Source organism: Dongia deserti (genome assembly GCF_003574735.1).
Lineage (GTDB): Bacteria > Pseudomonadota > Alphaproteobacteria > Dongiales > Dongiaceae > Dongia_A > Dongia_A deserti.
Map to the genome: position 1 here is coordinate 239,126 of NZ_QORW01000005.1, position 22,800 is coordinate 261,925.

The 22,800-nt window shown below is 63.1% G+C and carries 18 protein-coding genes and 1 tRNA gene; 9 read left to right on the forward strand and 10 right to left on the reverse strand.

What is annotated here, in order from left to right:
• Positions 1 to 82 precede the first annotated feature (82 nt).
• From oxc to DTX69_RS09895, 3 genes are all read left to right on the forward strand, one after another.
• Positions 83 to 1,852, forward strand: a complete 1,770-nt coding sequence (gene oxc / locus DTX69_RS09885; protein WP_119301365.1) for an oxalyl-CoA decarboxylase — start codon at positions 83 to 85, stop codon at positions 1,850 to 1,852.
• 16 nt (positions 1,853 to 1,868) lie between these two features.
• The gene (frc, locus tag DTX69_RS09890) at positions 1,869 to 3,149 is read left to right on the forward strand and encodes a formyl-CoA transferase (protein WP_119301366.1); all 1,281 of its coding nucleotides are present in this window, start codon (positions 1,869 to 1,871) and stop codon (positions 3,147 to 3,149) included.
• A gap of 170 nt (positions 3,150 to 3,319) precedes the next feature.
• Positions 3,320 to 5,500, forward strand: a complete 2,181-nt coding sequence (locus DTX69_RS09895) for an acetate--CoA ligase family protein (protein ID WP_284735666.1) — start codon at positions 3,320 to 3,322, stop codon at positions 5,498 to 5,500.
• Positions 5,501 to 5,630: 130 nt separating this feature from the next.
• Here the strand turns inward: DTX69_RS09895 and DTX69_RS09900 are convergent, their stop codons facing one another.
• A complete protein-coding gene (locus DTX69_RS09900) occupies positions 5,631 to 6,629 on the reverse strand; it encodes a 2-dehydropantoate 2-reductase (protein ID WP_119301368.1) in 999 nt (332 codons plus the stop codon).
• Between the two features lie 458 nt (positions 6,630 to 7,087).
• Between DTX69_RS09900 and DTX69_RS09905 the strand changes: the two genes are divergently transcribed.
• A tRNA-Val gene (locus tag DTX69_RS09905) sits at positions 7,088 to 7,162 on the forward strand.
• 262 nt (positions 7,163 to 7,424) lie between these two features.
• Here the strand turns inward: DTX69_RS09905 and DTX69_RS09910 are convergent.
• From DTX69_RS09910 to DTX69_RS09925, 4 genes are all read right to left on the reverse strand, one after another.
• Entirely contained in the window at positions 7,425 to 8,192 is a 768-nt protein-coding gene (locus tag DTX69_RS09910) for a DUF2182 domain-containing protein (protein WP_119301369.1), read from the reverse strand.
• A 4-nt stretch (positions 8,193 to 8,196) separates the two neighbouring features.
• Positions 8,197 to 8,793 carry a DUF1326 domain-containing protein gene (locus tag DTX69_RS09915; protein ID WP_119301370.1) on the reverse strand — a complete coding sequence of 199 codons (597 nt, stop codon included), beginning with the start codon at positions 8,791 to 8,793 and terminating at the stop codon, positions 8,197 to 8,199.
• Positions 8,794 to 8,885: 92 nt separating this feature from the next.
• Positions 8,886 to 10,814 (reverse strand): winged helix-turn-helix domain-containing protein, encoded by a 1,929-nt coding sequence (locus DTX69_RS09920; protein ID WP_162917048.1) that lies wholly within the window; start codon positions 10,812 to 10,814, stop codon positions 8,886 to 8,888.
• 408 nt (positions 10,815 to 11,222) lie between these two features.
• Entirely contained in the window at positions 11,223 to 11,585 is a 363-nt protein-coding gene (locus tag DTX69_RS09925; RefSeq protein WP_119301372.1) for a response regulator, read from the reverse strand.
• Positions 11,586 to 11,739: 154 nt separating this feature from the next.
• On the opposite strand from DTX69_RS09925, the gene DTX69_RS09930 reads away from it, so the two are divergent.
• The 3 genes from DTX69_RS09930 to DTX69_RS09940 all read left to right on the forward strand — a co-directional run bounded on the left by DTX69_RS09930 (position 11,740) and on the right by DTX69_RS09940 (position 15,798).
• Entirely contained in the window at positions 11,740 to 12,681 is a 942-nt protein-coding gene (locus DTX69_RS09930) for an N-formylglutamate amidohydrolase (protein WP_119301373.1), read from the forward strand.
• 9 nt (positions 12,682 to 12,690) lie between these two features.
• Entirely contained in the window at positions 12,691 to 13,233 is a 543-nt protein-coding gene (locus DTX69_RS09935; protein ID WP_284735667.1) for a GNAT family N-acetyltransferase, read from the forward strand.
• 411 nt (positions 13,234 to 13,644) lie between these two features.
• Positions 13,645 to 15,798 (forward strand): ATP-binding protein, encoded by a 2,154-nt coding sequence (locus DTX69_RS09940; protein WP_119301374.1) that lies wholly within the window; start codon positions 13,645 to 13,647, stop codon positions 15,796 to 15,798.
• 11 nt (positions 15,799 to 15,809) lie between these two features.
• Here the strand turns inward: DTX69_RS09940 and DTX69_RS09945 are convergent, their stop codons facing one another.
• Complete coding sequence (locus tag DTX69_RS09945; RefSeq protein ID WP_119301375.1) at positions 15,810 to 17,156, reverse strand: MFS transporter; 1,347 nt, start codon at positions 17,154 to 17,156, stop codon at positions 15,810 to 15,812.
• Positions 17,157 to 17,390: 234 nt separating this feature from the next.
• Here DTX69_RS09945 and DTX69_RS09950 point away from each other — a divergent pair, with 234 nt between their 5' ends.
• A complete protein-coding gene (locus tag DTX69_RS09950) occupies positions 17,391 to 17,750 on the forward strand; it encodes a cupin domain-containing protein (protein ID WP_119301376.1) in 360 nt (119 codons plus the stop codon).
• Position 17,751: 1 nt separating this feature from the next.
• Here DTX69_RS09950 and DTX69_RS09955 read toward each other — a convergent pair whose 3' ends face one another.
• The 4 genes from DTX69_RS09955 to DTX69_RS09970 form a co-directional block, all read right to left on the reverse strand.
• Complete coding sequence (locus DTX69_RS09955; protein ID WP_119301377.1) at positions 17,752 to 18,483, reverse strand: type 1 glutamine amidotransferase; 732 nt, start codon at positions 18,481 to 18,483, stop codon at positions 17,752 to 17,754.
• 93 nt (positions 18,484 to 18,576) lie between these two features.
• A complete protein-coding gene (locus DTX69_RS09960; protein WP_162917050.1) occupies positions 18,577 to 18,855 on the reverse strand; it encodes a DUF983 domain-containing protein in 279 nt (92 codons plus the stop codon).
• A gap of 177 nt (positions 18,856 to 19,032) precedes the next feature.
• Positions 19,033 to 20,082, reverse strand: a complete 1,050-nt coding sequence (locus tag DTX69_RS09965) for an extracellular solute-binding protein (RefSeq protein WP_119301379.1) — start codon at positions 20,080 to 20,082, stop codon at positions 19,033 to 19,035.
• Between the two features lie 105 nt (positions 20,083 to 20,187).
• Complete coding sequence (locus DTX69_RS09970) at positions 20,188 to 21,684, reverse strand: CoA-acylating methylmalonate-semialdehyde dehydrogenase (protein WP_119301380.1); 1,497 nt, start codon at positions 21,682 to 21,684, stop codon at positions 20,188 to 20,190.
• A 252-nt stretch (positions 21,685 to 21,936) separates the two neighbouring features.
• Here DTX69_RS09970 and DTX69_RS09975 point away from each other — a divergent pair, with 252 nt between their 5' ends.
• On the forward strand, positions 21,937 to 22,800 hold the full coding sequence (locus tag DTX69_RS09975; RefSeq protein ID WP_119301381.1) for a phosphodiesterase: 864 nt from the start codon (positions 21,937 to 21,939) through the stop codon (positions 22,798 to 22,800).

Here is a 22,800-nt window from a genome sequence, read left to right on the forward strand (position 1 = left end):
CACCAACTGACCAACGATTTCCTCGGATTCAACTGAGGTAAGCCGATCCGGAAATGCACGGGTTCGTCTTTGGGAGGAAAGAATGGCTGAAGCTGCAGCCAAAGCCGAAACATTGAAAAACGATATTGCGTCGGAAACCGACGCGTCGCAGGCGCTGACCGATGGCTTTCACCTCGTCATCGACGCGCTCAAGCTCAACGGCATCGACACGATCTACAACGTACCGGGCATCCCGATCACGGACCTGGGCCGTCTGGCCCAAGCCTCCGGAATGCGGGTCATCTCCTTCCGTCACGAGCAGAACGCCGGCAACGCCGCGGCCATCGCGGGGTTCCTGACCAAGAAGCCGGGCGTCTGCCTCACGGTGTCGGCACCCGGCTTCCTCAACGGCCTGGTCGCGCTGGCAAACGCCACGACCAACTGCTTTCCGATGATCCTGATCTCCGGCTCGTCCGAGCGCGAGATCGTTGACCTGCAGCAGGGCGACTACGAGGAGATGGACCAGCTCGCCATCGCGAGGCCGATGTGCAAGGCGGCGTACCGCGTGTTGCACGCCGCCGACATCGGCATCGGCGTGGCGCGTGCCATCCGCGCCGCGGTCTCCGGCCGTCCGGGCGGTGTCTATCTCGACCTGCCCGCGAAGCTGTTCGCGCAGGTGGTCGGCGCCGATGCCGGCCGCAAGTCTCTGGTCAAGGTCATCGATGCGGCGCCGGCACAGATTCCGGCCCCGGCGGCGATCAAGCGCGCGCTCGACGTGCTCAAGAGTGCCAAGCGGCCATTGATCATCCTCGGTAAGGGCGCCGCGTACGCTCAGGCGGATGAGGAGATCCGGAATTTTGTCGAGAAGAGCGGCGTCCCGTTCCTGCCGATGAGCATGGCCAAGGGCCTGCTGCCAGACACGCATCCGCAATGCGCCGGTGCGGCGCGTTCGCTGGTGCTGAAGGATTCGGATGTCGTGATGCTGATCGGCGCCCGCCTCAACTGGCTGCTCTCCCATGGCAAGGGCAAGAGCTGGGGCGATGGTCCGAGGAAGTTCATCCAGGTCGACATCGATCCCAAGGAGATGGACAGCAACGTCGAGATCGCAGCTCCGGTGGTTGGTGACATCGGTTCCTGCGTCCAGGCGTTCCTCGAGACCATGGACAGCAAGTGGGACGCACCGCCGGCCGAGTGGGTCGGCACGATAAAGGCGAAGCGCGAAGAGAACATCGCCAAGATGGCGCCGCGCCTGATGAACAACCGCGCGCCGATGGACTTCCACGGTGCGCTGGGCGCGCTCCGCACCGTCATCAAGGAGCGGCCGGACGCGATCCTGGTCAATGAGGGCGCCAACACGCTCGACTTGGCGCGCGGCATCATCGACATGTACCAGCCGCGCAAGCGGCTCGATGTCGGCACCTGGGGTGTCATGGGCATCGGCATGGGCTTCGCGATCGCAGCCGCGATCGAGACGGGCAAGCCAGTGCTGGCGATCGAGGGCGACAGCGCTTTCGGCTTCTCCGGCATGGAGGTCGAGACGATCTGCCGCTACAACCTCCCGGTCTGCGTCGTCATTTTCAACAATGATGGCATCTATCGCGGCACGGATGTCAACTCGGCCGGCTCTGATCCGGCGACGACCGTGTTTGTCAAAGGCTCTCGCTACGACAAGATGATCGAGGCGTTCGGCGGTGTGGGCATCAACGCGACCACGCCCGACGAGCTGAAGCGCGCTGTCGACAAGGCGATGGATTCCGGCAGGCCGACGCTCATCAACGCGGTGATCGACCCGGCGGCGGGCAGCGAGAGCGGCCGCATCGGCAATCTCAACCCGCAGAGCGCGCTTTCCAAGAAAAAGCCGGCAAATTCCTGAAACGCGAGAGGACACAATGAAGGCTCTCGAAGGCGTCAAAATTCTGGACTTCACCCACGTGCAGTCGGGGCCGACCTGTACCCAGCTTCTGGCATGGTTCGGCGCCGACGTGATCAAGGTCGAGCGCCCCGGCGTCGGCGACATCACACGTGGACAGCTGCAAGACATTCCGGGCGTGGACAGCCTCTATTTCACCATGCTGAACCACAATAAGCGCTCGATCACGCTCGACACCAAGAACCCGCAGGGCAAGAAGGTGCTCGAGGAGCTGGTGAAAGTCTGCGACGTCATGGTGGAGAATTTCGCCCCCGGCGCGCTGGAACGCATGGGCTTCAGCTGGGAGCGCGTCCAGCAACTCAACCCGAGGATCATCCTGGCCTCGATCAAGGGCTTCGGTCCCGGCCCATACGAGGACTGCAAGGTCTACGAGAACGTCGCCCAATGCACCGGCGGCGCCGCATCGACCACCGGATTCCGCGACGGGCCGCCGCTCGTCACGGGCGCTCAGATCGGCGATTCCGGAACCGGGCTGCATCTCGCGCTCGGCATCGTTGCCGCCTTGTACCAGCGCACCAAGAGCGGACGCGGCCAGCGGGTGACCGCGGCTATGCAGGACGGCGTCCTCAACCTATGCCGGGTCAAGCTACGCGATCAGCAGCGCCTGGCTCATGGTCCGCTCAAGGAGTACAGCCAGTACGGCGAGGGCATTCCCTTTGGCGATGCTGTGCCGCGGGCGGGCAACGATTCCGGCGGCGGCCAGCCGGGATGGATCTTGAAGTGCAAGGGGTGGGAGACCGACCCCAACGCATACATCTACTTCATCACGCAGGCGCCGGTCTGGGAGCAGATCTGCGATGTTATCGGCAAGCCGGAATGGAAGACCGACCCCGACTACGCCAAACCGGCGGCGCGGTTGCCCAAGCTCAAGCACATCTTCAACACGATCGAGCAATGGACCATGACCAAGACGAAGTTCGAGGTCATGGACCTGCTGAACAAGTACGACATTCCCTGCGGCCCGATCCTGTCGATGAAGGAGATCCTCGAGGAGCAGTCGCTACGCCAGACCGGAACTGTGGTGGAGGTCGATCATCCCACCCGGGGCAAGTATTTTTCGGTCGGCAATCCGATCAAGCTGTCGGATAGCCCGACGGAGGTAACGCGCTCTCCCTTGTTGGGTGAGCACACTGAGGAGATCCTGCGCGACGTGCTGCGTCTCAGCGAGAGCCAGATTCGCGAGATCAAGGCCGCGGGCGCATTGGAAGAAGCTCCGCCGCGCAAGGCAGCAGCCAGCTAGGCGATCACGCCAGATCGGCGTCGCCTGCAGCCATCCGCGAACGGCGAATGGTGTGGGATCCAGGGGAGCAACAACGCCGATCTGGCTGATCGCTGCCAGCAGGCAATGCGGGTCTGCGCGCCGGCTATTGTGGCTTCGGTAAGTGAAAAGACATCTGCAGGAGAGGATCCATGACAAGTGGGGCGATGAAGGCCGAGGGGCTCACGCAGTCAGGCGCACGGCGCACAGTCGACAGAGACGCGGTCCGGAAGGTCCTCGATACGGTCAAGGCCGACGGGCGTACGGCACTCACCGCGCCGGAAGGCAAGCTGGTCTGTGACGCCTATGGTATCCCTGTGCCGAAGGAAGGGCTCGCGCGCTCTGCCCAGGAAGCCTCCAAGCTCGCCGACGGCATGGGCTACCCGGTCGTCCTCAAGATCGTCTCGCCGGACATCCTGCACAAGACGGAAGCGGGCGGCGTGCTGGTCGGTTTGAAAAGCGCCGACGAGGTCGCCAAGGGCTACGATGCCATTCTCGCCAACGGCAAGAAGTACAAGGCTGACGCCAAGGTCGAGGGCGTGCAGGTTCAGCAAATGCTGACCGGCGGGCAGGAGGTGATCGTCGGTGCCGTGACCGACGGCAGCTTCGGCAAGCTGGTGGCCTTCGGTCTCGGCGGTGTGCTCGTCGAAGTGCTCAAGGACATCACCTTCCGCCTCGCGCCGACATCGAAGGAAGATGCGCTCTCCATGCTCGACGGCGTGCAGGCCGCCGAGATGCTGAAAGGCGTGCGCGGCGGTGAGGCGGTGAACCGCGACGCGATTGCGGACGTCATCCAGAGGGTCGGCGATCTGGTCAGTGATTTCCCTGAGATCTTCGAGATGGACCTCAATCCGGTGTTCGCCACGGCAAAAGGCGCAACGGCGGCCGACGTGCGCATCGTCGTGGATTTTGCGCCGAAGGAAAGCCGCTATCGTCCGAAGCACGAGGACATCGTCCGGCAGATGAACCGCATCATGAAGCCCGATGCGGTGGCCGTGATCGGCGCTTCCGCGGAAGACGGAAAGATCGGCAATTCGGTCATGAAGAACCTGATCAATGGCGGCTATCAGGGGACGATTTATCCGATCCACCCGAAGGCCGACGAGATCATGGGTCGCAAGGCCTACAAGTCGGTCAAGGACGTGCCCGGCGAAATCGACGTGGCGGTGTTCGCGATCCCGGCCAAGTTCGTGGCGCAGGCCCTGACCGAGTGTGGCGAGAAGAAGATTCCCGGTGCCGTCCTTATCCCGTCCGGCTTCGCGGAGACCGGCAATATGGAAGGGCAGAAGGAGATTCAGGAGATCGGGCGAAAGTACGGCGTGCGCCTGATGGGCCCGAACATCTACGGTTTCTACTATACCCACAAGAATCTGTGCGCGACGTTCTGCACGGCCTACGACGTCAAGGGCAAGGCGGCGCTTTCCTCGCAGTCCGGCGGCATCGGCATGGCCATCATCGGCTTCAGCCGCTCGGCCAAGATGGGCGTCTCGGCGATCGTCGGCCTCGGCAACAAGTCAGACCTCGACGAAGACGATCTGCTGACCTTCTTCGAGCAGGACGACAATACGCAGATCATCGCGCAGCATTGCGAGGATCTGAAGGACGGCCGCTCCTTCGCGGAGGTGGCGCGGCGGGTTTCGAAGAAGAAGCCGGTCGTCGTCCTGAAGGCCGGGCGAACCTCTGCCGGCGCGAAGGCGGCCAGCTCGCATACCGGCGCATTGGCTGGCAATGACAAGATCTATGACGATGTGTTCCGTCAGGTCGGCGTCATCCGCGCCAAGGGTCTGCGCGACATGCTCGAATTCGCGCGCGGCATTCCCGTGCTGCCCACGCCCAAGGGCGAGAATGTCGTTATTATCACCGGTGCCGGTGGGTCGGGCGTTCTCCTGTCGGACGCCTGCATCGACAACGATCTCAAGCTGATGTCGATGCCATCTGATCTGGACGCCGCGTTCCGGAAGTTCATTCCGCCGTTCGGCGCGGCCGGCAATCCTGTCGACATCACCGGTGGCGAGCCGCCGACGACCTACAAGAACACGATCAAGCTCGGCCTCGAGGATGATCGCATTCATTCGATCATCCTCGGTTATTGGCACACGATCATCACGCCGCCGATGGTGTTCGCGAAGCTGGTCGCCGAGGTGGTCGAAGAGATGAAGGCGAAGGGAATCCACAAGCCGGTCGTCGCCTCGCTGGCAGGCGACGTCCAGGTCGAGGAGGCTTCGGAATATCTCTATGACCATGGCATCCCGGCTTATCCGTATTCGACCGAGGTCCCTGTCGCGGTGCTGGGCGCCAAATACAAATGGGCGCGCGGAGCGGGCCTGCTCTGAGGTTGCCCGCGGCGAGCCGGATGCACCTCCCCCGGGGCTTACCGCCTCTTGGCTGTGGCTTACGTGTTGAGGTGTTGAAAGAAAGCCGACCGTCTGTCGATCGGCGGCTTTCTACTTGCTGGCGCAGCGCTCAAGCAATCTGGCAAGTTGGCGTGTAGAGCTCTGCCTGGCGTGCGCGTTCTTGCACGAGCGCGAGAAGCACGTCGATCGTCGGAGTTGCAACGCGCGTCATGCGGCCGAACTCCTGCACGATCGTCACCAGAGCGTCGATCTCCAGCGAGCGCCCCCGTTCGAGATCCTGCAGCATGGACATCTTGTGTCCTGTCACGGCATGCGCGGCTTCGAGTCGACGCTGCATCATCTCTTCGGGGATATCGATGCCAAGCGCGCGGCAGACAGCCCGTGCTTCCTCCATTGCCGCGATGCAAACGGCGCGCAGGCCTGATTCCGACGTGATGCGATCCAATCGAGCGTGAGTCAGTGTGGCGATCGGGTTGAAGCAAACATTGCCCCACAGCTTCAGCCAGATGTTCCAGCGAATGCCTTGGCGAACGGGTGCCTCGAAGCCCGCAGACGTCATCGCCTCAGCAAGCGCCGTCACACGCTCGGATCGGCTGTTATCCGGTTCGCCCAGCGTGAAGCGATTGAGATGATGATGCTCGATAATGCCGGGAGCGACTGTCTCACACGCAGGATCGACGACGCATCCGATCGCGCGTTCAGGTCCGATCAATTTCCATTGCCGGGCGCCCGGATCGACAGCTTCCAATGATCGGCCCTCGAACTGCCCGCCGCTCTTGTAGAAGTACCACCACGGAATCCCGTTCATCGCGGTGACGAAGGCGGTGTGCGGGCCCAGAAGGGGCGGGAAGAGCGCGGCACACTCGAACGCCTGCTGCGCCTTGAGCGCACAGATGACGAAATCCTGCGGCCCGAACGCTCGCGGATCATCGCTCGCCGGAATCCGTGCGATCTTTTCTTTGCCGTCGATGCGGAGCCGTAGGCCTGCCTCCCGGATTGCCCGAAGGTGTGTGCCTCGCGCGATGACGCAAACGTCATGGCCTGCAAGGGCCAACTCGACCGCGAGGTAACCGCCAATGGCACCTGCACCGAAGACACAGATCTTCATGTGATCCCTTCTCACGCATTTTGCGTGTTACGCCACGCAGCACCCGGACAGAGAGAAGGCTCAGCCGACCTTCTCTGCGTTCCACAGGTATGCTCCAGACGATCTGGGACACAAAATCCATAACACAAAATGCCAGGATGGCAAAAGCTATTTTCGCGACCGGCCTCCGAGGACTCAGATCGGCAGAAGATGTTCGGAACTCGGGCCGACGAATCCGCAAGGCTGCCTTTGAACTCGGTTTCGGTGTGCCGGTCCGGATCAGCTCGGCTGGACGTCTGGCGCGCAACGCACGAGCTCGCCGCCACTGCCTCTGTAAGGCTTCGGCGCCGCGATTTAGCACCAAGATTGATGGCCGGACGACACAGACGGCCAGCCTTGCATTCCCTGGGTCTAGATGCTATTTGCCCCGGTCTCGCGGGCGGCTCGTATCGAGCCGGCCATCCCCGGTTCCGGGTCACGGGCGGTTAGCTCAGCGGGAGAGCACTACGTTGACATCGTAGGGGTCACTGGTTCAATCCCAGTACCGCCCACCATTTCGGCCGCGAACATCGTCTTGTCGGGTGCTTCGCGTCATTTGCTCCTCTGCAGCAAGCGCGAGGATTGCAACGGCGTCGAGCGCTTTTGAATGCGACCAGCTATCCCGCGTTGGACAGCTTGCTGGAATCGTCACCTTTCTCTACGCCAGCGCACGCTCAGCTTCCCTACTCTACGATCCGCGTCGGTCGTGTCGGCCCTCGCCAGAAGTGGGACGGCATAAAGTCAGCGCCAATTCTTCCTGATCCGATCGGCAGGGATTCAGGCCGCGGCTTGGGTGGCATACACAAGTCCTGCAGCGAGAAGCGCGACTCCGAGACCGACGTCGAACCATTTTCGGCCGACGGCCATCTTCTCCACCGTGACAGCCAGCGTCAGAGCGGCCATCCAGGTGAGATTCATGGTGCCGCCAGCGAAGATAAGCGCCATCAGTGCCCAGCAGCAGCCGATGCACAGGGCGCCATGCCGCAATCCCATAAGGAAGGCCCCCTTGTCGCCATTCCGCCACTCGGTCGTCAGAAACCCGAGCGGCGTGCGGCAGGCGGTGAGGCAGGCGCGTTTCAGCGGCGTGAATTGATAGAGTGCGGCGATGAGGAACAGCGCCGCCGTCACGGCGGGACTCGTGCTTGCACCCATGGGCGTCAGCAAAAACAGGCTTTGCAACCCCCATTGCATCATCGTGGCGCCCAAGCTGAACAAGCTCCACAGAGCAAGATACGCCGCCACGAAGAGGCTCGTTCGCCTGCCTGCCACGGCGATCGTTTCGGTGCGGCGTGCCAGATTGTCATAAAGCTGCACCATCGGCGTGGCGCCGGGCATCATCATGGCGGCCATCATCACCGCCCACATGAGGAAGACGGCGACGACAGTGGCGACACTCCAGCCCCCATGATGCGGCATCATCAGACCCACCAAGGGGCTTTCCATGTCGAGGGTCGGCCAGAGAGTGATGCCCCAAGCGACAAACGTAGTGGCGACCAACCCAGTCGTCACGGGTGTCGCCAGCCCTAGTACCAAACGCGGTACCATGATCTCAGTCCGCGTAGGCAAAAGGTGAATAAAAGGCCGTGCGGCCGCTGACCTCGGCATTGATGCCCGCCGCATTCAGCTTCAACCGTTGGCTACGCGCCACCGTCGCCGGGAATCCGGGCGCGACAGCCAGTGGGTGGCCGCTCACCGTCACCGGTCCGCCGTTCTGGCCCTCGATTGCGGAGAAAGCCGCCTCGGCCATTGAGCCCACCGTAATCTCATAGCGCCCCTTATTGCCCTCGAACTGGATCGGCGCGCGTTCAACCCCAGCAACCTCGCCGATCAGGGGCGCGAGATTGGCCGGATGTCCGCCCGCAGACCCCGAAAAGATGCGTGTCAGCGCCTCGTACTGCTTGTCGTCAGCTTTCTTGTCGATATAGAGCGCCACGCGCCAGTTCCCCTCGGACATCGACCCTGGCGAATAGAGGGCAAGGGCCACATTTAGCCCGCGCAGATCGGTTTCTCCATCGCCTCCCTCCTCGATGCGCCAAGCCACGAGCGCCGTGCATGAGCCGCCGGTGGGCGGTTGCAGATAGATGCAGGGACAGGCCCCCTCGCAGGTGCAAATTTCTGCATAGGTCCCTTTCACATCCCAGGTCATGTTTCTTCCTCCCACTAAAAGGTAACGTCGAAACTTAATCCAGGCGGCTTTTCTCTTCATGAGGCGAAGATGAGAATTGCGGGACCAGTCCCTTACCGACAGACATAGCCTTGGCCGCGCTGCGTGCCGATCATATCCGCTCGGCTCCCGAGCTTGCGCCGCAACCCGGCAATCACCGTATCGACGACATTGCTGCCGCCGTCGAAGTGATGGCCCCAAACATTGTCGAGCAGTTCCTGACGGGGCACCACCGCGCCGCGGCGCAGCCAGAGATAGCGCATCACCTCGAATTCCAGCCGCGTCAGCGGAATTGTCTCGTCCTGGATGCGCAGAACCTTGCCCGCGATATCGAGAACTTCACCCTCATCCGCCCCGAGTTCACACGCCATCAGCCAGGAGAGCCAGCCCTCGACCGAAGCCGCCCCCATGTCGAGCACGGCGCTCTCGAAGGTCGCTTCTCCGACTTCGGCGCGATATTTCGGCAGCAGACTGAACCCCAGCCGCTCCGCCACCTGCGCATAGGGAGCGGGATCGGCCAAGCCCAGATAGACGCGGCGCAGGCGGGGACGCATTTCGAGGTAGTGACGCTTGATGTCGAGCCAGGCAGCCGCTTGCACCGGGGAAGGCCGTTCGCCATCGATTTCGCCCAGCCAGCGGCGGATGAACAGGGCCGTTTGGTTGGCCGGAATTCGGTGATCCTTGAGGTGGCGCCACCATTGATGGGTTATGGGATCGTCTCGCAACTGGGTTTCGGGCACCTGCGCGGTGTCAAACAGGATGTAGAAGCCGGCAACTGCTCCATCCTCATGCAGGATGACGGAAAAATGGCGCGGCGCGCGCGCCCACCAGTTCTCCAGGAGGTGCGCCGCTTCCGGCGTTTCATGGCGGCAGGAGATGGCGCGAATGGCCTCGGCATGCTCCGGCCGGGCGGGTTGGACGCTGAGCAAAGGGGTGTTGCGCGGGAAAAATGCCTCGCGCACTACCGGGTTGCGCAGGATGTAGATGAGATCAGCCGTATAGCGCCAGAGATCGCTGTCACCTGCCGAAGACGCAGCTTGCGCCAGATGCCGCCATGCCGTGCGGCGGCAATCGCGAAACCCGTCCGGGTCGCAGGCTTCGAAATCGGCAGCCAGCGCTTCGCGCACCGCTTCGGTCATGGTCAGTCCACCTGCATCCCCCTCGATGAAAGGCAAGCGGGCAATCCTTTCGATGAGATTGTCGCTTCCGGCCGGCCGCAGGATTTCGAGGAGCGGCCGGGTGATCCGCCGCACGACGCAGGTAGCCCGCAATCCTTCGCGCACTGTCTCGTCTTCCACGCCATCGAGATAAAGCCGAGACAAGTGGTGCAATACGCCATCAAGAGAGGCGCCCTTTTCGGGCGTTTCCTTGGCCGCAAGCCGGGCGGCAAGGGTCAGCGCCAGTGGATTGCCATGCGCGAAGGCAACGATGCGCCTCGCCGTTTCGCCCGGCAAGCCAAAGCGCGCGACTAGGCGTCTCGCCGTTTCATCGCTGAGGGGCTTGAGTGGCAAGGGATGAAACAGCCCCTGCCATTCCGGCGCAATGAGCCAATGCGACGATGGCGGTAGCCGCCCGGCTAGCCCGACGCGGAGATTATCGGGCATCGCCGGCAAAAATTCCTGGCACAGCCAAGTGTCAAGCAATCGCAGGGATTCGTAATTGTCCAACACCAGGATGAGGCGGGAGTGGCTGGCAATTCTACCGGCGAGGCCATCCATCGTGACATCGCGCTGTCCTAGGTGCCGCGCGAGCTCGGCCATGAAGCCCGACGGGGTCGGCTCGACGGCGGCACCGTCCATGAGAACGACGCTGCATCCTCGCGTGGGCGCCCGCGTGGCAAAGCTACGCAGCAGCGTGGTCTTGCCGATTCCGGATGCCCCATGCACGTGAACGACGAGAGGCGCCTCATCGCCAAGGAGACGCGTCAGCACATCCAGTTCGTGATCACGGCCGAGAATGCTGGTTGCGGTATTGCGCGACAGCCTGTCACGGATTTTCGGCAAACGTTCGTTCCTTGCCCATACCCTCTGCAACTTAACGATACTTCTAACGAATGACACGATGGTCAACAGGGCCGATCAGAGCGCAACCGTGTCGAATGGACATGACAGGATTAGTCGGCGTGGCGCGGCCGCTGAACGGTGGATCGAAGCCCTCGCGACAGACGCGTCCCGGCTCGCGTGCGCCTCGTGATCGGCTGCGCGGTACAGGCCGTAGCCGACCTTAACGAAGAGATCTTCCTGGCACATACCTACCAGTTGGCAGCGGGGAACACCGATCTCCGTTAGGTCACGGGACCGACGAAGGTTCGTTTTCCCCGGATTCAGGCCAAACTTTGCGGACCCGCTAGCTTAGTCTAAGCGTTGACATCGCAGGGGTCACTGGTTCAATCCCACTACCGCCCACCATTCTCAGGCCGCCAGCAACTGGCGCACCTCATTCACCAGCCGGTTCAAGTGAAAGGGCTTGGACAGACCCGGATTGCGCCGCCCGTCCGGGCCAAATTCCTGGTTCAGCGCGACCGCCGCAAAACCGGTGATGAACATGATCTTGAGGTCGGGCGCCATGCGCGTCGCGCGTTTGGCCAGTTCGACGCCATCGATCCCCGGCATCACCACGTCCGCCAGCAGCAGATCGAAATCGCACCGCTCCAACTGGCTGGCTGCGCTTTCCCCATCCTCCGTCGCGCTCACATCGTGCCCTGCTCGGCGCAAGCAGTGAGCCAGGAACGCGCGCATCTCCGCGTCATCTTCTGCCAATAGAATTCGTGCCATCTTTCCTGCGAGCCCCCGCACTGCCGATCCTTCATGGATCGATGGCATCGGATTAGATGCTCATAGCCGAGTCGGGACCAAGGCCATTTTGCGCAAGGCAGTGACATTGCCGCGTCGTGACAGGCCGGATCGTTTCCAGTAAACCTTGCCTGCCATGAACGATCTCTCCGCCGCCCGGCCGGCCAGCCTGGCCGACCTTGCCGCCCGCCAGGCGAGCCTCGCCGATCTGGCGAGCCATCCGTTCGAAGTCACCGCGCCGGCGCGCCAGGCAAGCCCGCTCATCATCGCCTCGCCTCATAGCGGTCGGATCTATCCGGATGAGTTCGCGCAGCAATCGTGCCTTGCCGAGATTATCCTCAGGCAATCGGAGGACTGCTTCGTCGATCGCCTGGTGGCTGCCGCTCCCAAACTTGGCGTGCCACTGATCTCTGCACTGTTCCCCCGCATCTTTGTCGACCCCAACCGCGAGGCGACCGAACTTGACCAGGAGATGTTCGCGGAGCGCCTGACGCTGCCGGTGAATGCGAGCTCGCCGCGCGTCCTTGCGGGCCTTGGTGTCATTCCGCGCCTTGCCGCCAACGAGCAGGAGATCTACGCCGTGAAGCTTCCGCCGGCCGAAGCGGAGCAGCGGCTGGATCTGTTCTATCGTCCGTATCACCGCGCGCTGGGCGATCTGGTCGCGGCCACCAAGCGCCAGTTCGGCATCTGCGTGCTGCTCGACTGCCATTCCATGCCATCGGCGGGCGCCTGGATGGACGGGCTGCACACGCGGCAACGGATCGATGTTGACTACGTGCTCGGTGATTGCTTCGGCGCTTCCTGTGCGGAGCGCATGACCGGGACGGCGGAAGCAAGTCTCGTCGAACTTGGCGCCAGGGTCCGCCGCAACAACCCCTATTCCGGCGGCTATGTTGCCCAGGCCTATGGCCGGCCAGCGCAGGGTGTTCACGTCCTGCAGCTCGAGATCAACCGCGCGCTCTATATGAATGAAACGACACTGGAACCCGCCAAGAGCTTCACCGCCGTCCAGGATGTCTTGAAGGTGCTGATCGAGCGCATGAGCAATACGGCGCTGCAGCTCGCCAAGACCGCCTGATTGCTCGCCGTGAGCGAACCAGCCCCGACCATATCCATCCGGCCGGTGGAGGCCGCGGACCTGGAGGCGATCCAGGCCATCTACGCCCATCACGTTCTGCACGGCCTGGCCTCGTTCGAGGAAACGCCGCCCGACACGGCCGAACTGACGCGGCGCTGGCGTGCCATCGTCGATGCCGGCCTGCCGTACCTCTGTGCGACCGAGGGCCCCGGCCCAATCCTCGGCTATGCCTATGCTGGCGCCTATCGGCCGCGGAGCGCCTATCGCTTCACAGTCGAGGATTCGGTCTACGTGGCTCCAGGCGCGGCCGGGCGGGGGATCGGGCGCGCTTTGTTAGGCCGGCTGATCGACATCTGCACCGATCTCGGCAAGCGCCAGATGATCGCGATCATCGGCGATTCCGGCAACGCGGGATCCATCGCGCTGCACCGCGCCTGCGGCTTTGAGCTGGTGGGGAGCTTCAGGTCGATCGGGTTTAAGCACGGCCGGTGGGTCGACAGCGTATTGATGCAGCGCTCTCTTGGCGCAGGCGACACCACGCTGCTTGCTTAACCCTTTGTATCCGCGGAAAAAAATGGGCCGTGCTTTAGCACGGCCCAAGTTCTGGGAGGAAACGCCCATAAGGGCGATGCGACAACGGAATGTCAGGGGAGATATCCAGTTGCCGCGATGCAAAATATGATGTTGCGCATGCGAGAAGTCAAGCTCGATCTCACGCGACAGGTGAAACGTTTTTCACAAATTTTTTCAATGTATTAACCGCCACGAAATCGCCATGTTTTGTTTTTTGCACTGCACAGTGGCGCCTCTGCAACGAGCCGCACTTTCATATCCGTTAACCAAATCGGCACCAATGTGCACCAGAATCTTTGGAATGATCTGCGCAGGGATCAAGGGGCCGGTTTCAGGGATGGTGCTACAACCACTCCTCAGTCGGAAACGTCAGTTGAAGTGTCAGTGACGATGCAACCGCCGCACGTAGCGCCGCCGGGTTATACAGCCGACCGCAGAGGCCCGGTCCTGCAGCCGATCCGCGCCACGGTTTTCCCGATCGTCGGTCTGATCTTCGCCATGGCCGCGACCATCGGGATCATGGTCTGGTTCAGCGCCCGCGAAGTCGACCGGCAATATGCCGAGGATACGTCCGCCCGCATCAAACTCGTGGTCGCGAACCTCCGCAGCGCGGCTAAGACTGTGGCCCTGGACTATGCCTGGTGGGACGAGGCGTACGAAAAGATCCACGTCCAATACGATCCTGACTGGGCGGATTCGACCTTCGAGCAGGGCACCGTGCTCGGCCCTGACGAGTCGGTCGACGGCGTCATCCTGTTGGGCCCCGACAGTCAGATCCTGTTCGCCAAATGGCAGGGGAAGATTCTCGATCCTGCCGCGACCGTGTTGGAGGGCGGCCTGGCGGACTTGGCAGAGGCCGCCCGTGCCGATGCTTCCAACACATCACCCGGCCCGACGCCGCAAGCTGGGTACCTTTCCTACAATGGCCAGCTTGCAATCGCCGCCGCCTCCGGGCTGATGCCCTATGAAAAGGCCGAACTGAGCGCACAATCCCCGGGTATCTCCGTTCTCGTCATGCTGCGCTCCCTTACGCCCGAGTATCTCGAGCAAGTCAGTGCGATCTACGGAATCGTCGAGCCGCGCATTGTGGAGCCGCGGCACGCAGAGCCCTCGGAGCAGCGGCTGGCGGCTACGCTGGTGGACAACGTCGATAGCCGGCCTGAGCAGATCAATCTGACCGGTCGCGACGGAACCGTGCTCGGCCAGCTGGTGTGGGCACCTGCCGCACCTGGCCAATCACTGATGGCGACATTGGCGCCGGCTGCGCTCCTGGCTTTCATCGTATTGGGCGCCATCGGCTTGTTCGTGCTTTGGCAGATCGTCGCCATCCGTCGCGTGACGCGCGAGCAGATGAAAGTGATCGAGGCGCGCAACGATGCGCTGCGTAAGTCGGCGCAGATGCTGGGCGCCACCATCCAGTCGATCGAAGACGGCATCGCGGTCTGGGACCGCGACCGCAAGCTGCAGCACTGGAACCGCGCCTATATGCAGATGTGGCAGTTTCCGGAGAGCTTCCTGCGCTCCGGCATCACCATGGATGACATGCTGGACGAACTCGCCGGGAGCGGACGCGCGCAGCGGCTCGAAACCGATGATCGGGGCAGGCCCGCGACCGATCCAAAGGCCTTTGAACAGACCGGCCACTGGCTCTATCGCCGTGCCGACGGCCGCCTGCTGTCAGTGCGGCGGCTGCCGATCGGCGATGAAGGCTACATGGCGATCTGCAGCGATCTGACCGCGCAGAAGCAGCACGAGGATGAGCTGGTGAAGGCCTGGGAGCAGGCCGTCATCGCCAACCGCTCCAAGTCCGAATTCCTGGCCAATGTGAGCCACGAGCTGCGCACGCCGTTGAACGCCATCATCGGCTTCTCGGAAGTGGTGGAGCGCGAGTTGTTCGGCCCGCTCGGCAATGAGCGCTACGTCTCCTATGTGCGCGACATCCGCAACAGCGGCGAGCATCTCCTCAGCCTCATCAACGACATTCTCGACCTGTCGAAGATCGAGGCCGGACGCTTCCAGCTGCGCATGGAGGAGGTCGACTGCAACGAAATCGCGCACAGCGTCGCACGCCTGATCCGGCCGCGCACGGTTGAGCATGGCTTGACCATGCATATCGACCTGCCGGAGCGTCCGATCGTGCTGCATGCGGACAAGCGCGCCGTCAAGCAGGTGCTGATCAATCTACTGTCGAATGCCGTGAAGTTCACGCCGGAGAACGGCACAGTCACGCTCACCAGCCGGCCCTGGCATGACGGTGTGGAATTCGTGGTCAGCGATACCGGCATCGGCATCGACGAGAAGGACATGCATGTCGCGCTGGCGCCGTTCGGCCAGATCGACAGCCAGTTCACGCGCAAGTATGAGGGCACGGGCCTCGGCCTGCCAATCGTCAAGGGCATCGTCGAACTGCATGGCGGCACGCTTGAGATCAAGAGCGAGCCTAACCAGGGCACCAGCGTGATCGTGCGCTTCCCCAACCACCCGTCTGAACATCCGATAGCGGAGATCCTCTCCATGCCGCGAAAGCACGCGGCCGGGCACTAGGTCTAGTCGGTCTAATCCGCCGCAACGGCCTTCGGCTGGGCGCCGACCATGCGCACGAACCGCATGGCGCACACCATGGCGAACAGCGGCGCCAGCGCGCCGATCGACAGCACCCATTGCGACGCGCGCGCGACGTCCTGGTAGTCAAGGGCGTCGGTCAGCCCGGCCTTGTTGGCGATCACGCCGGCACCTGCGGAGCCGAACGCGATCCCCAGGGACCTTATCGTCGGAATAGCGCCCGCGGTCGTCGTTTCTTCTCCCGACGGCGCGTGGCGCATCGACGCCTCGACCAGATGCAGGTTGGAGCTGCCGAGCCCGGCCCCGACCACCACGTTGAGCGCGACGATGACCAAGAAGGGCAGGTCGGCGATGGCAAGCGCCATTCCGCCGAGGCCGATCACGCACAGCGCCTGGCCGATCACGATGCTGCGCATCGCCGCCGGGCCATGGATGTGGGACGTCATCATCGACGCGATGGTCCAGGACAAGGCAAGAGCCGTGATCGCGTAGCCTGCCGCCTCGTCCGAAACGCCGTGCAGGATCTGCATGCTGAGCGGCAGATAAGCGCCGATCACCGAATGCGTGATGGACGACAGCGACAGCACCCAGTTCGCCGTTCCGATCGGCCGCGCCAGCGACAGCGGGTGACTGGGGAACATGCGATTGTCGCTGCTCTGATCAAGCCGGATGGTCAGCGCAACCGCCACGGCCGCCAATGCCAGTAGTCCGACCTGCGCCCAGACCTGCGCAACCTGGCTCGCCATCGCCACGGCTGCCACACCGGCGGTGAGCAGGGCCAGCTGCAAGTAGGGAAAGCGGATGGCTTTCTCGCGGGCCTTCTTCTTCGGCAGGCGTATGCAGGCCAGCATGAACAGCAGTACGATCGGCACGTTGATCCAAAAGGCGCCACGCCACATCCCCGCGGAGGCGAACATGCCGCCGACGCCGGGTCCGAGTAGCGACGCGACACCCCAGGCAGCAGACACCAGTGCCAGCACGCGCTTGCGCAGATGCGGCGGGAACAATTCGCTGATCAGGCTCATGGACAGGGCGATCATGGTGCCGCCCCCCAGCCCCTGGATCGTGCGCGCGACCAGCAGCAGCGCCATCGTGGGCGCAAGTGCACAGGCGGCTGATCCCACCGCAAAGACCAGGGCCGCCACGGCATAGCCGATGCGGCTGCCCAGCATCTGGCGTACCGGATTGCCCGCGGCGGTGCCGATGATCGAGGCGACCATGTAGAGCATGGTGGCCCAGGTGTAGTATTCAGCGCCGCCAAGGTCGCGTACGACGCGCGGCATCACCGTCGCGATGATGAAGACATCCAGCGCGTGCAGCCCGATCCCGACATTCAGCATGATGGTGTAGAGCGCTAGGCCGTGCTTGAACGGATCAATCCAGCGCGCGCCTTCCGCAGCCTTGATTCCTGGCGATGTTGATTGATTCTTCAGAGCAGACTCCCAGCCAGCTTATGGCATCCGTTGAATGGATGCCCTTGGACGACGGATCAAGGCGATTGCGACATGGCACCGTGATGGCGTGCGTGCTATGCCACCTCAATGATAACAGCTCCAGCAAGAGGGAGATTGCGCATGGCAGCCGTGCAAGTGGTGCGTTTCGGCGCCAACCCGCCGCCGGTCGAGACGGGCAAGCCCGGCAACATCCTATCCGGCGACCCGATGACGAGCCTGCAGAATTACTTTAGCGACGACACGGGTCAGTTCTTTTCCGGCATCTGGGAGAGCTCGCCTGGCAAGTGGCGGGTGTCCTATGCCGAGAACGAGTTCTGCGGGATCCTGTCTGGCCGCGTGATCCTGACCAATGCGGACGGCGAGGCACAGGAGTTCAAGGCCGGCGATGCCTTCGTCATTCCAGCTGGGTTCGAAGGCACGTGGGAGACGATCGAGCCGGTCCGCAAGTGGTACGCGATCTTCGAAGCCAGGAAGGCGTAGCTCACTGTGCGAGCGCCATCGCGCTCGCGGATTTCATGAAGTCCTGGTAGAGCCGCCGCGCGCAGTCCTTGAAGCTCGGCATGAGCGGCTTGGCTTCGTCCGCCATGCGTTGCAGCGCGCCGGCGCCCTGCGTGCGCTCGAGCGCAGCCGCATATTCCGGCACGCAACCCCAGGCCGAGATCGTGCTGTCCTCCAGCTCGACGTGATACTGGGCGCTCCACGCGCGATCGCCAACTCGCATGGCCTGCACGCGGCAGGCGGGCGAGGAGGCGAGCACCACCGCGTCCTCCGGCGGTTGTGCCACCCGCACGCCATGCCATTGCAGCGCCTTTGCGGTTGCGGGCTGCCGGCCGAACACCGGGTCGCGCTTGCCGTCTTCGGTCAGCGAGACCTCCATGATTCCGACCTCGGGAGGGCGCTGCGGCCCGCAGGTGCCGCCAACCGAGTCGGCAAGCAGCTGATGACCGAGGCAGATGCCGAGGAACGGCCGGCGCAGCTCCCGCACCCATTGGCGGATCGCGCGCTTCTCCGGGATCAGCCAGGGATGGTCCTCGACATCCCACACATCCATCGGGCCGCCCATGACCCACAAGGCTTCATACGCGCGCAGGTCCGGAATCGGCTGGCCCTCATCCAGTTCGATGGCGTCCCATCGAACGCCGTCTTCCTTCAGGAATTCACGGAAGACCCCCGGATGCTCGATCGCGATGTGCTGGAAGACCAGGAGGCGCATGGCTGTCAGGGATCAGATGTCAAAAATCAGAGGTCAGATATTGGCTTGGAGGCGAGAAACTGACAACTCTGATTACTGATCCCTGATACCTGACTACTGACTCGCCTTGGTCCGGAAGATCACCGCCATCACGCCGCCCTTGATGAAGGGCAGCAGCGCGAGACTGAGCACCAGCGTGAGGCTGCACCAGATCAGCGCATGCACCCAGTCCGGGAAGGGCATGTAAGGCCACAGCAGCAGATAGAGGCTGACCACCAGATGGCCGACAATGAACAGGGTGAAATAGGGCGGGGCATCGTCCGAGCGCAGCGGCTCGAACGCCATCTTGCAAACCGCGCAGGCCTCTCGGACGGAGAGATAGCCTGCGAACATGCGCCCTTCGCCGCAGCGCGGGCACAGCCGGCGAAACCCCCGCCATACGGTCTCAAGTGCGCTCATGCTCTGACGGGAGGATGCCATCACGGTGCCCTTGGAATGCCTCTAATGGCGACGGGACACAAATGGCGTCGCCGCCGGTCCGGGGCAATGTGCCATGCTGCCGCATGCCGGCTACAGCCGCTCCAACTGGTCCTGAAACTTGAGACGCGCCTTGTCGTAATTGTCCGCCCACCAGTTGCTGTCGCTGAAGGCCTGCAGCGCCAGGTTCTGCGGCTGCGTCGGGTCGATCGGGCGGAGGCTTTCCGGCATGGCGGCGGTGGCCGCCGGATTGGACGGGCCAAGGCCGCGCAGGCGCGTCAATTCCAGCTGACGCTTGGGCTGCTGCATCGCCGCCAGCAGATCGAAGGCGGCATTGCCGCCGGGATTCTTCTTCGGCACGACCCACATGCCGGGGCACAACAGACCGCCTTCGAACGTCCAGGCGATCGCGCCCTTGCTCTCCGCGCCCAGCTGCGCCGCGCGGCTATGCCACATGCACGCCATGGTGATGGTGCCGTCGAGCAGCATCTGCCGGACATGATCGCCGCTTTCCCAGACGACCAGGTCGTCGCCGAGGGTTGCCAGCTTCGCCACCGCGGCTTCAATGTCGATCGGATAGAGCTTGTCGCGCGCCGCGCCCGACGCCATGGCCGCCGCTTCGAATCCGCCGATCATCCAGCGCCAGACCGCGCGCCGGCCCGGAAAGGTCCGACGGTCGAAGAAATCCTTCCAGGTCAGCGGCGGCCGTTTCGGGAAGGCGGCCGTGTTGTAGGCCAGCACGAAGGAGTAGGTGTAGCCGGCGATGGCATGTTCCAGCGCGAACGGCGCCATCACCGCCTCGCGCTGGACCTTCTTGTAGTCGATGATGCTGAGCACGCCGGCATTGGCGAGGCGCACGGCGACATAACCGTCGACATCGCACAGATCCCAATCGACCTGGCCCTGGTCGACCATGGCCTTGATCTTGCCCTCGGATGGACCCGCGCCGTCGAACAGAACCCTGATACCGGTCTCGCTCGTGAAGGGTCTCGCGAAAGCCGCCGTCAAATCCTTGATCTCACCCGCGCCCCAGGTCGCGATGGTCAGCTCCTTCGTCGCCGCCTGCGCCTCGCGCGGGTAGGCATGGAGAAGGGCGGCGGAGCCTGCGGCGCCTAGGAAGGAGCGGCGAGATAGTTCAGTCATCAGTAATCAGGTATCAGGTATCAGGCATCAGAAAAAGGACGTTTCTACGCCTCCAATTCTGATCCCTGATTCCTGATCCCTGATCCCTGATCCCTGACCTCTGAATCAGCGCATGGTTGGCATCACGAACTCGGCGCCGGCGCGGATGCCGGTCGGCCAGCGCGATGTCACGGTCTTCAGCTTGGTATAGAAGCGCACGCCCTCCGGGCCGTGCATATGATGGTCTCCGAACAGCGAGCGCTTCCAGCCGCCGAAGCTGTTGAAAGCCATCGGCACCGGGATCGGCACGTTGATGCCGACCATGCCGACCTTGATCTTGGAGGCGAACTCGCGCGCCGCGTCACCGTCGCGGGTGAAGATCGCGGTGCCGTTGCCGTATTCATGCTCGTTCACCAGCTTGACCGCGCTGTTGTAGTCCGGCACGCGCACGACGGAGAGAACGGGGCCGAAGATCTCCTCCTTGTAGATGCGCATATGCGGCTCGACATGGTCGAACAGGCACCCGCCGAGGAAGTAGCCGTTCTCATAGCCCTGCAGCCTCAGGCTGCGGCCGTCGACGACCAGCTTGGCACCTTCCTGCACGCCAAGATCGACATAGCCCTTCACCTTCTCGTAGTGCTGCTTGGTGACCAGCGGGCCCATCTCGGCCTCGGGATCGGTGCCCGGCGCGACCTTGAGGCCGCGCACGCGCGGCGCCAGCTTGTCGATCAGCGTGTCGCCGACCTTGTCGCCGATCGCGACGGCCACGGAGATCGCCATGCAGCGCTCGCCGGCCGAGCCGTAGCCCGCCCCCATCAGCGCATCGGTCGCCTGGTCCATGTCGGCGTCGGGCATCACGATCATATGGTTTTTGGCGCCGCCTAGCGCCTGCACGCGCTTATTGTGCGCGGTACCCGTGTGGTAGATGTATTCCGCGATCGGCGTCGAGCCGACGAAGCTCACCGCCTGGATGTCCGGGTTGGTGAGGATAGCGTCCACCGCTTCCTTGTCGCCGTGCACGACATTGAGCACGCCGTCCGGCAGGCCGGCCTTCTTCATGAGCTCGGCCATGAAATTGGCAGCGCTGGGATCGCGCTCCGAGACCTTCAGAATGAAGGTGTTGCCGCAGGCCAGCGCGAGGGGGAACATCCACATCGGCACCATGGCGGGGAAGTTGAACGGCGTGATGCCAGCAACGACGCCCAGCGCCTGGCGCATCGAGTAGGAATCGACGTTGGTGCCGACATTCTCGCAGTAGTCAGCCTTCAGCATATGCGGGATGCCGGTCGCGAATTCCACCACCTCCAGGCCGCGCGTAATGGAGCCCTTGGCGTCGGAGAGGACCTTGCCGTGCTCGGAGGTCACGATGTGCGCCAGCTGATCCATGTTCTCTTCGACCAGCTGCTTGAAGCGGAACATGACGCGGGCGCGGATGAGGGGCGGGGTGGAGGACCATTTCGGGAAGGCCTCGGCCGCGACCTTCACGGCGGCGTCGACCTCCGCCTTGCTGGCCAGCGCCACTTTGGCCTGTACTTCGCCGGTCGCGGGATTGAACACATCGCCAAAGCGGCCGCTCTTGCCGGCGACTTCTTGGCCGCCGACGAAGTGATTGATCGTACGCATCTGCCTCACCTTTCACGCTCGGAATTGGACCTTCGCCGCCAGCACTCTTCGGGGCACTGATCGGGCGCCGTTTTTGCCATCATATGGCGCTGGTGGCGACAGGCTGCGAAGGAATTTCGTGATCATAATTACTCGCGATTGTTGGTCAAGATATTAATCGTATGATCAGTTTACTTAACACCGCGGCGTCAGGTTAATCAAATCGCCATCAAGAAACCCGACTATTTCCCGCATCATCGTGGGGCGAGCTTGATGAAGTTCATACACTTGACTGACCCTCACTTGGTCCCGGCCGGGGAGCGGCTCTATGGTCTGGATCCGGAGGCACGGCTGCGCGCCGCTGTCGCCGACATAAATAAGAACCAGCCGGACGCCGCATTCGTCCTCGCCACCGGCGATCTTACGCATCGCGGCAAACCTGCTGCCTACAACGTCCTGAGGCGGGCGCTGGAGGATCTGACGGTCCCCTGGCATCTCATGCTCGGCAACCACGATGACCGCCAGGCGTTCCGGGATGCCTTCCCCGAGGTCCCAACCGACGAACATGGCTTCATCCAATCCGTCGTGGAAACACCGGCCGGGCCGCTGGTGCTGCTCGACACGAATCAACCCGGCACGGCGGCTGGCTGGTTCTGCGACCGGCGCATCGCTTGGCTTGACCGCACGCTGGCGGCCCTGAAGGGCGAGCGGGCGATGCTTGCCATGCATCACCCGCCATTCGATGTTGCACTTCCGGCACTGGATGCGATCGGGCTCGTGCAAAAGGCGGAACTCGGCGCCGTCCTTGCCAAGCATCCCGTTCGCCACATCTTTTTCGGCCACGTTCATCGACCCATTCATGGCGCTTGGCGCGACATACCGTTCTCGACTCTGCGGGCACTCAACCATCAGGTTGCGCTGCAGTTCACGCTGGAGGGGGGAGAGGGCGGCCGCAGGCGTGTTCCGGGCAGCCACGAGCCGCCAGCCTATTCGATCGTACTGGCCGATCGCGAATCGATCGTCATTCATGTCCACGACTTTCTCGATGCGAGTCCGCGCTTCTATCTGTCGGAGGAGGAAGCCCAGCGGGCACGGTCGGTCGAAGAGTTGGAAGCACGGACTGTGGTCAGCGAGTAG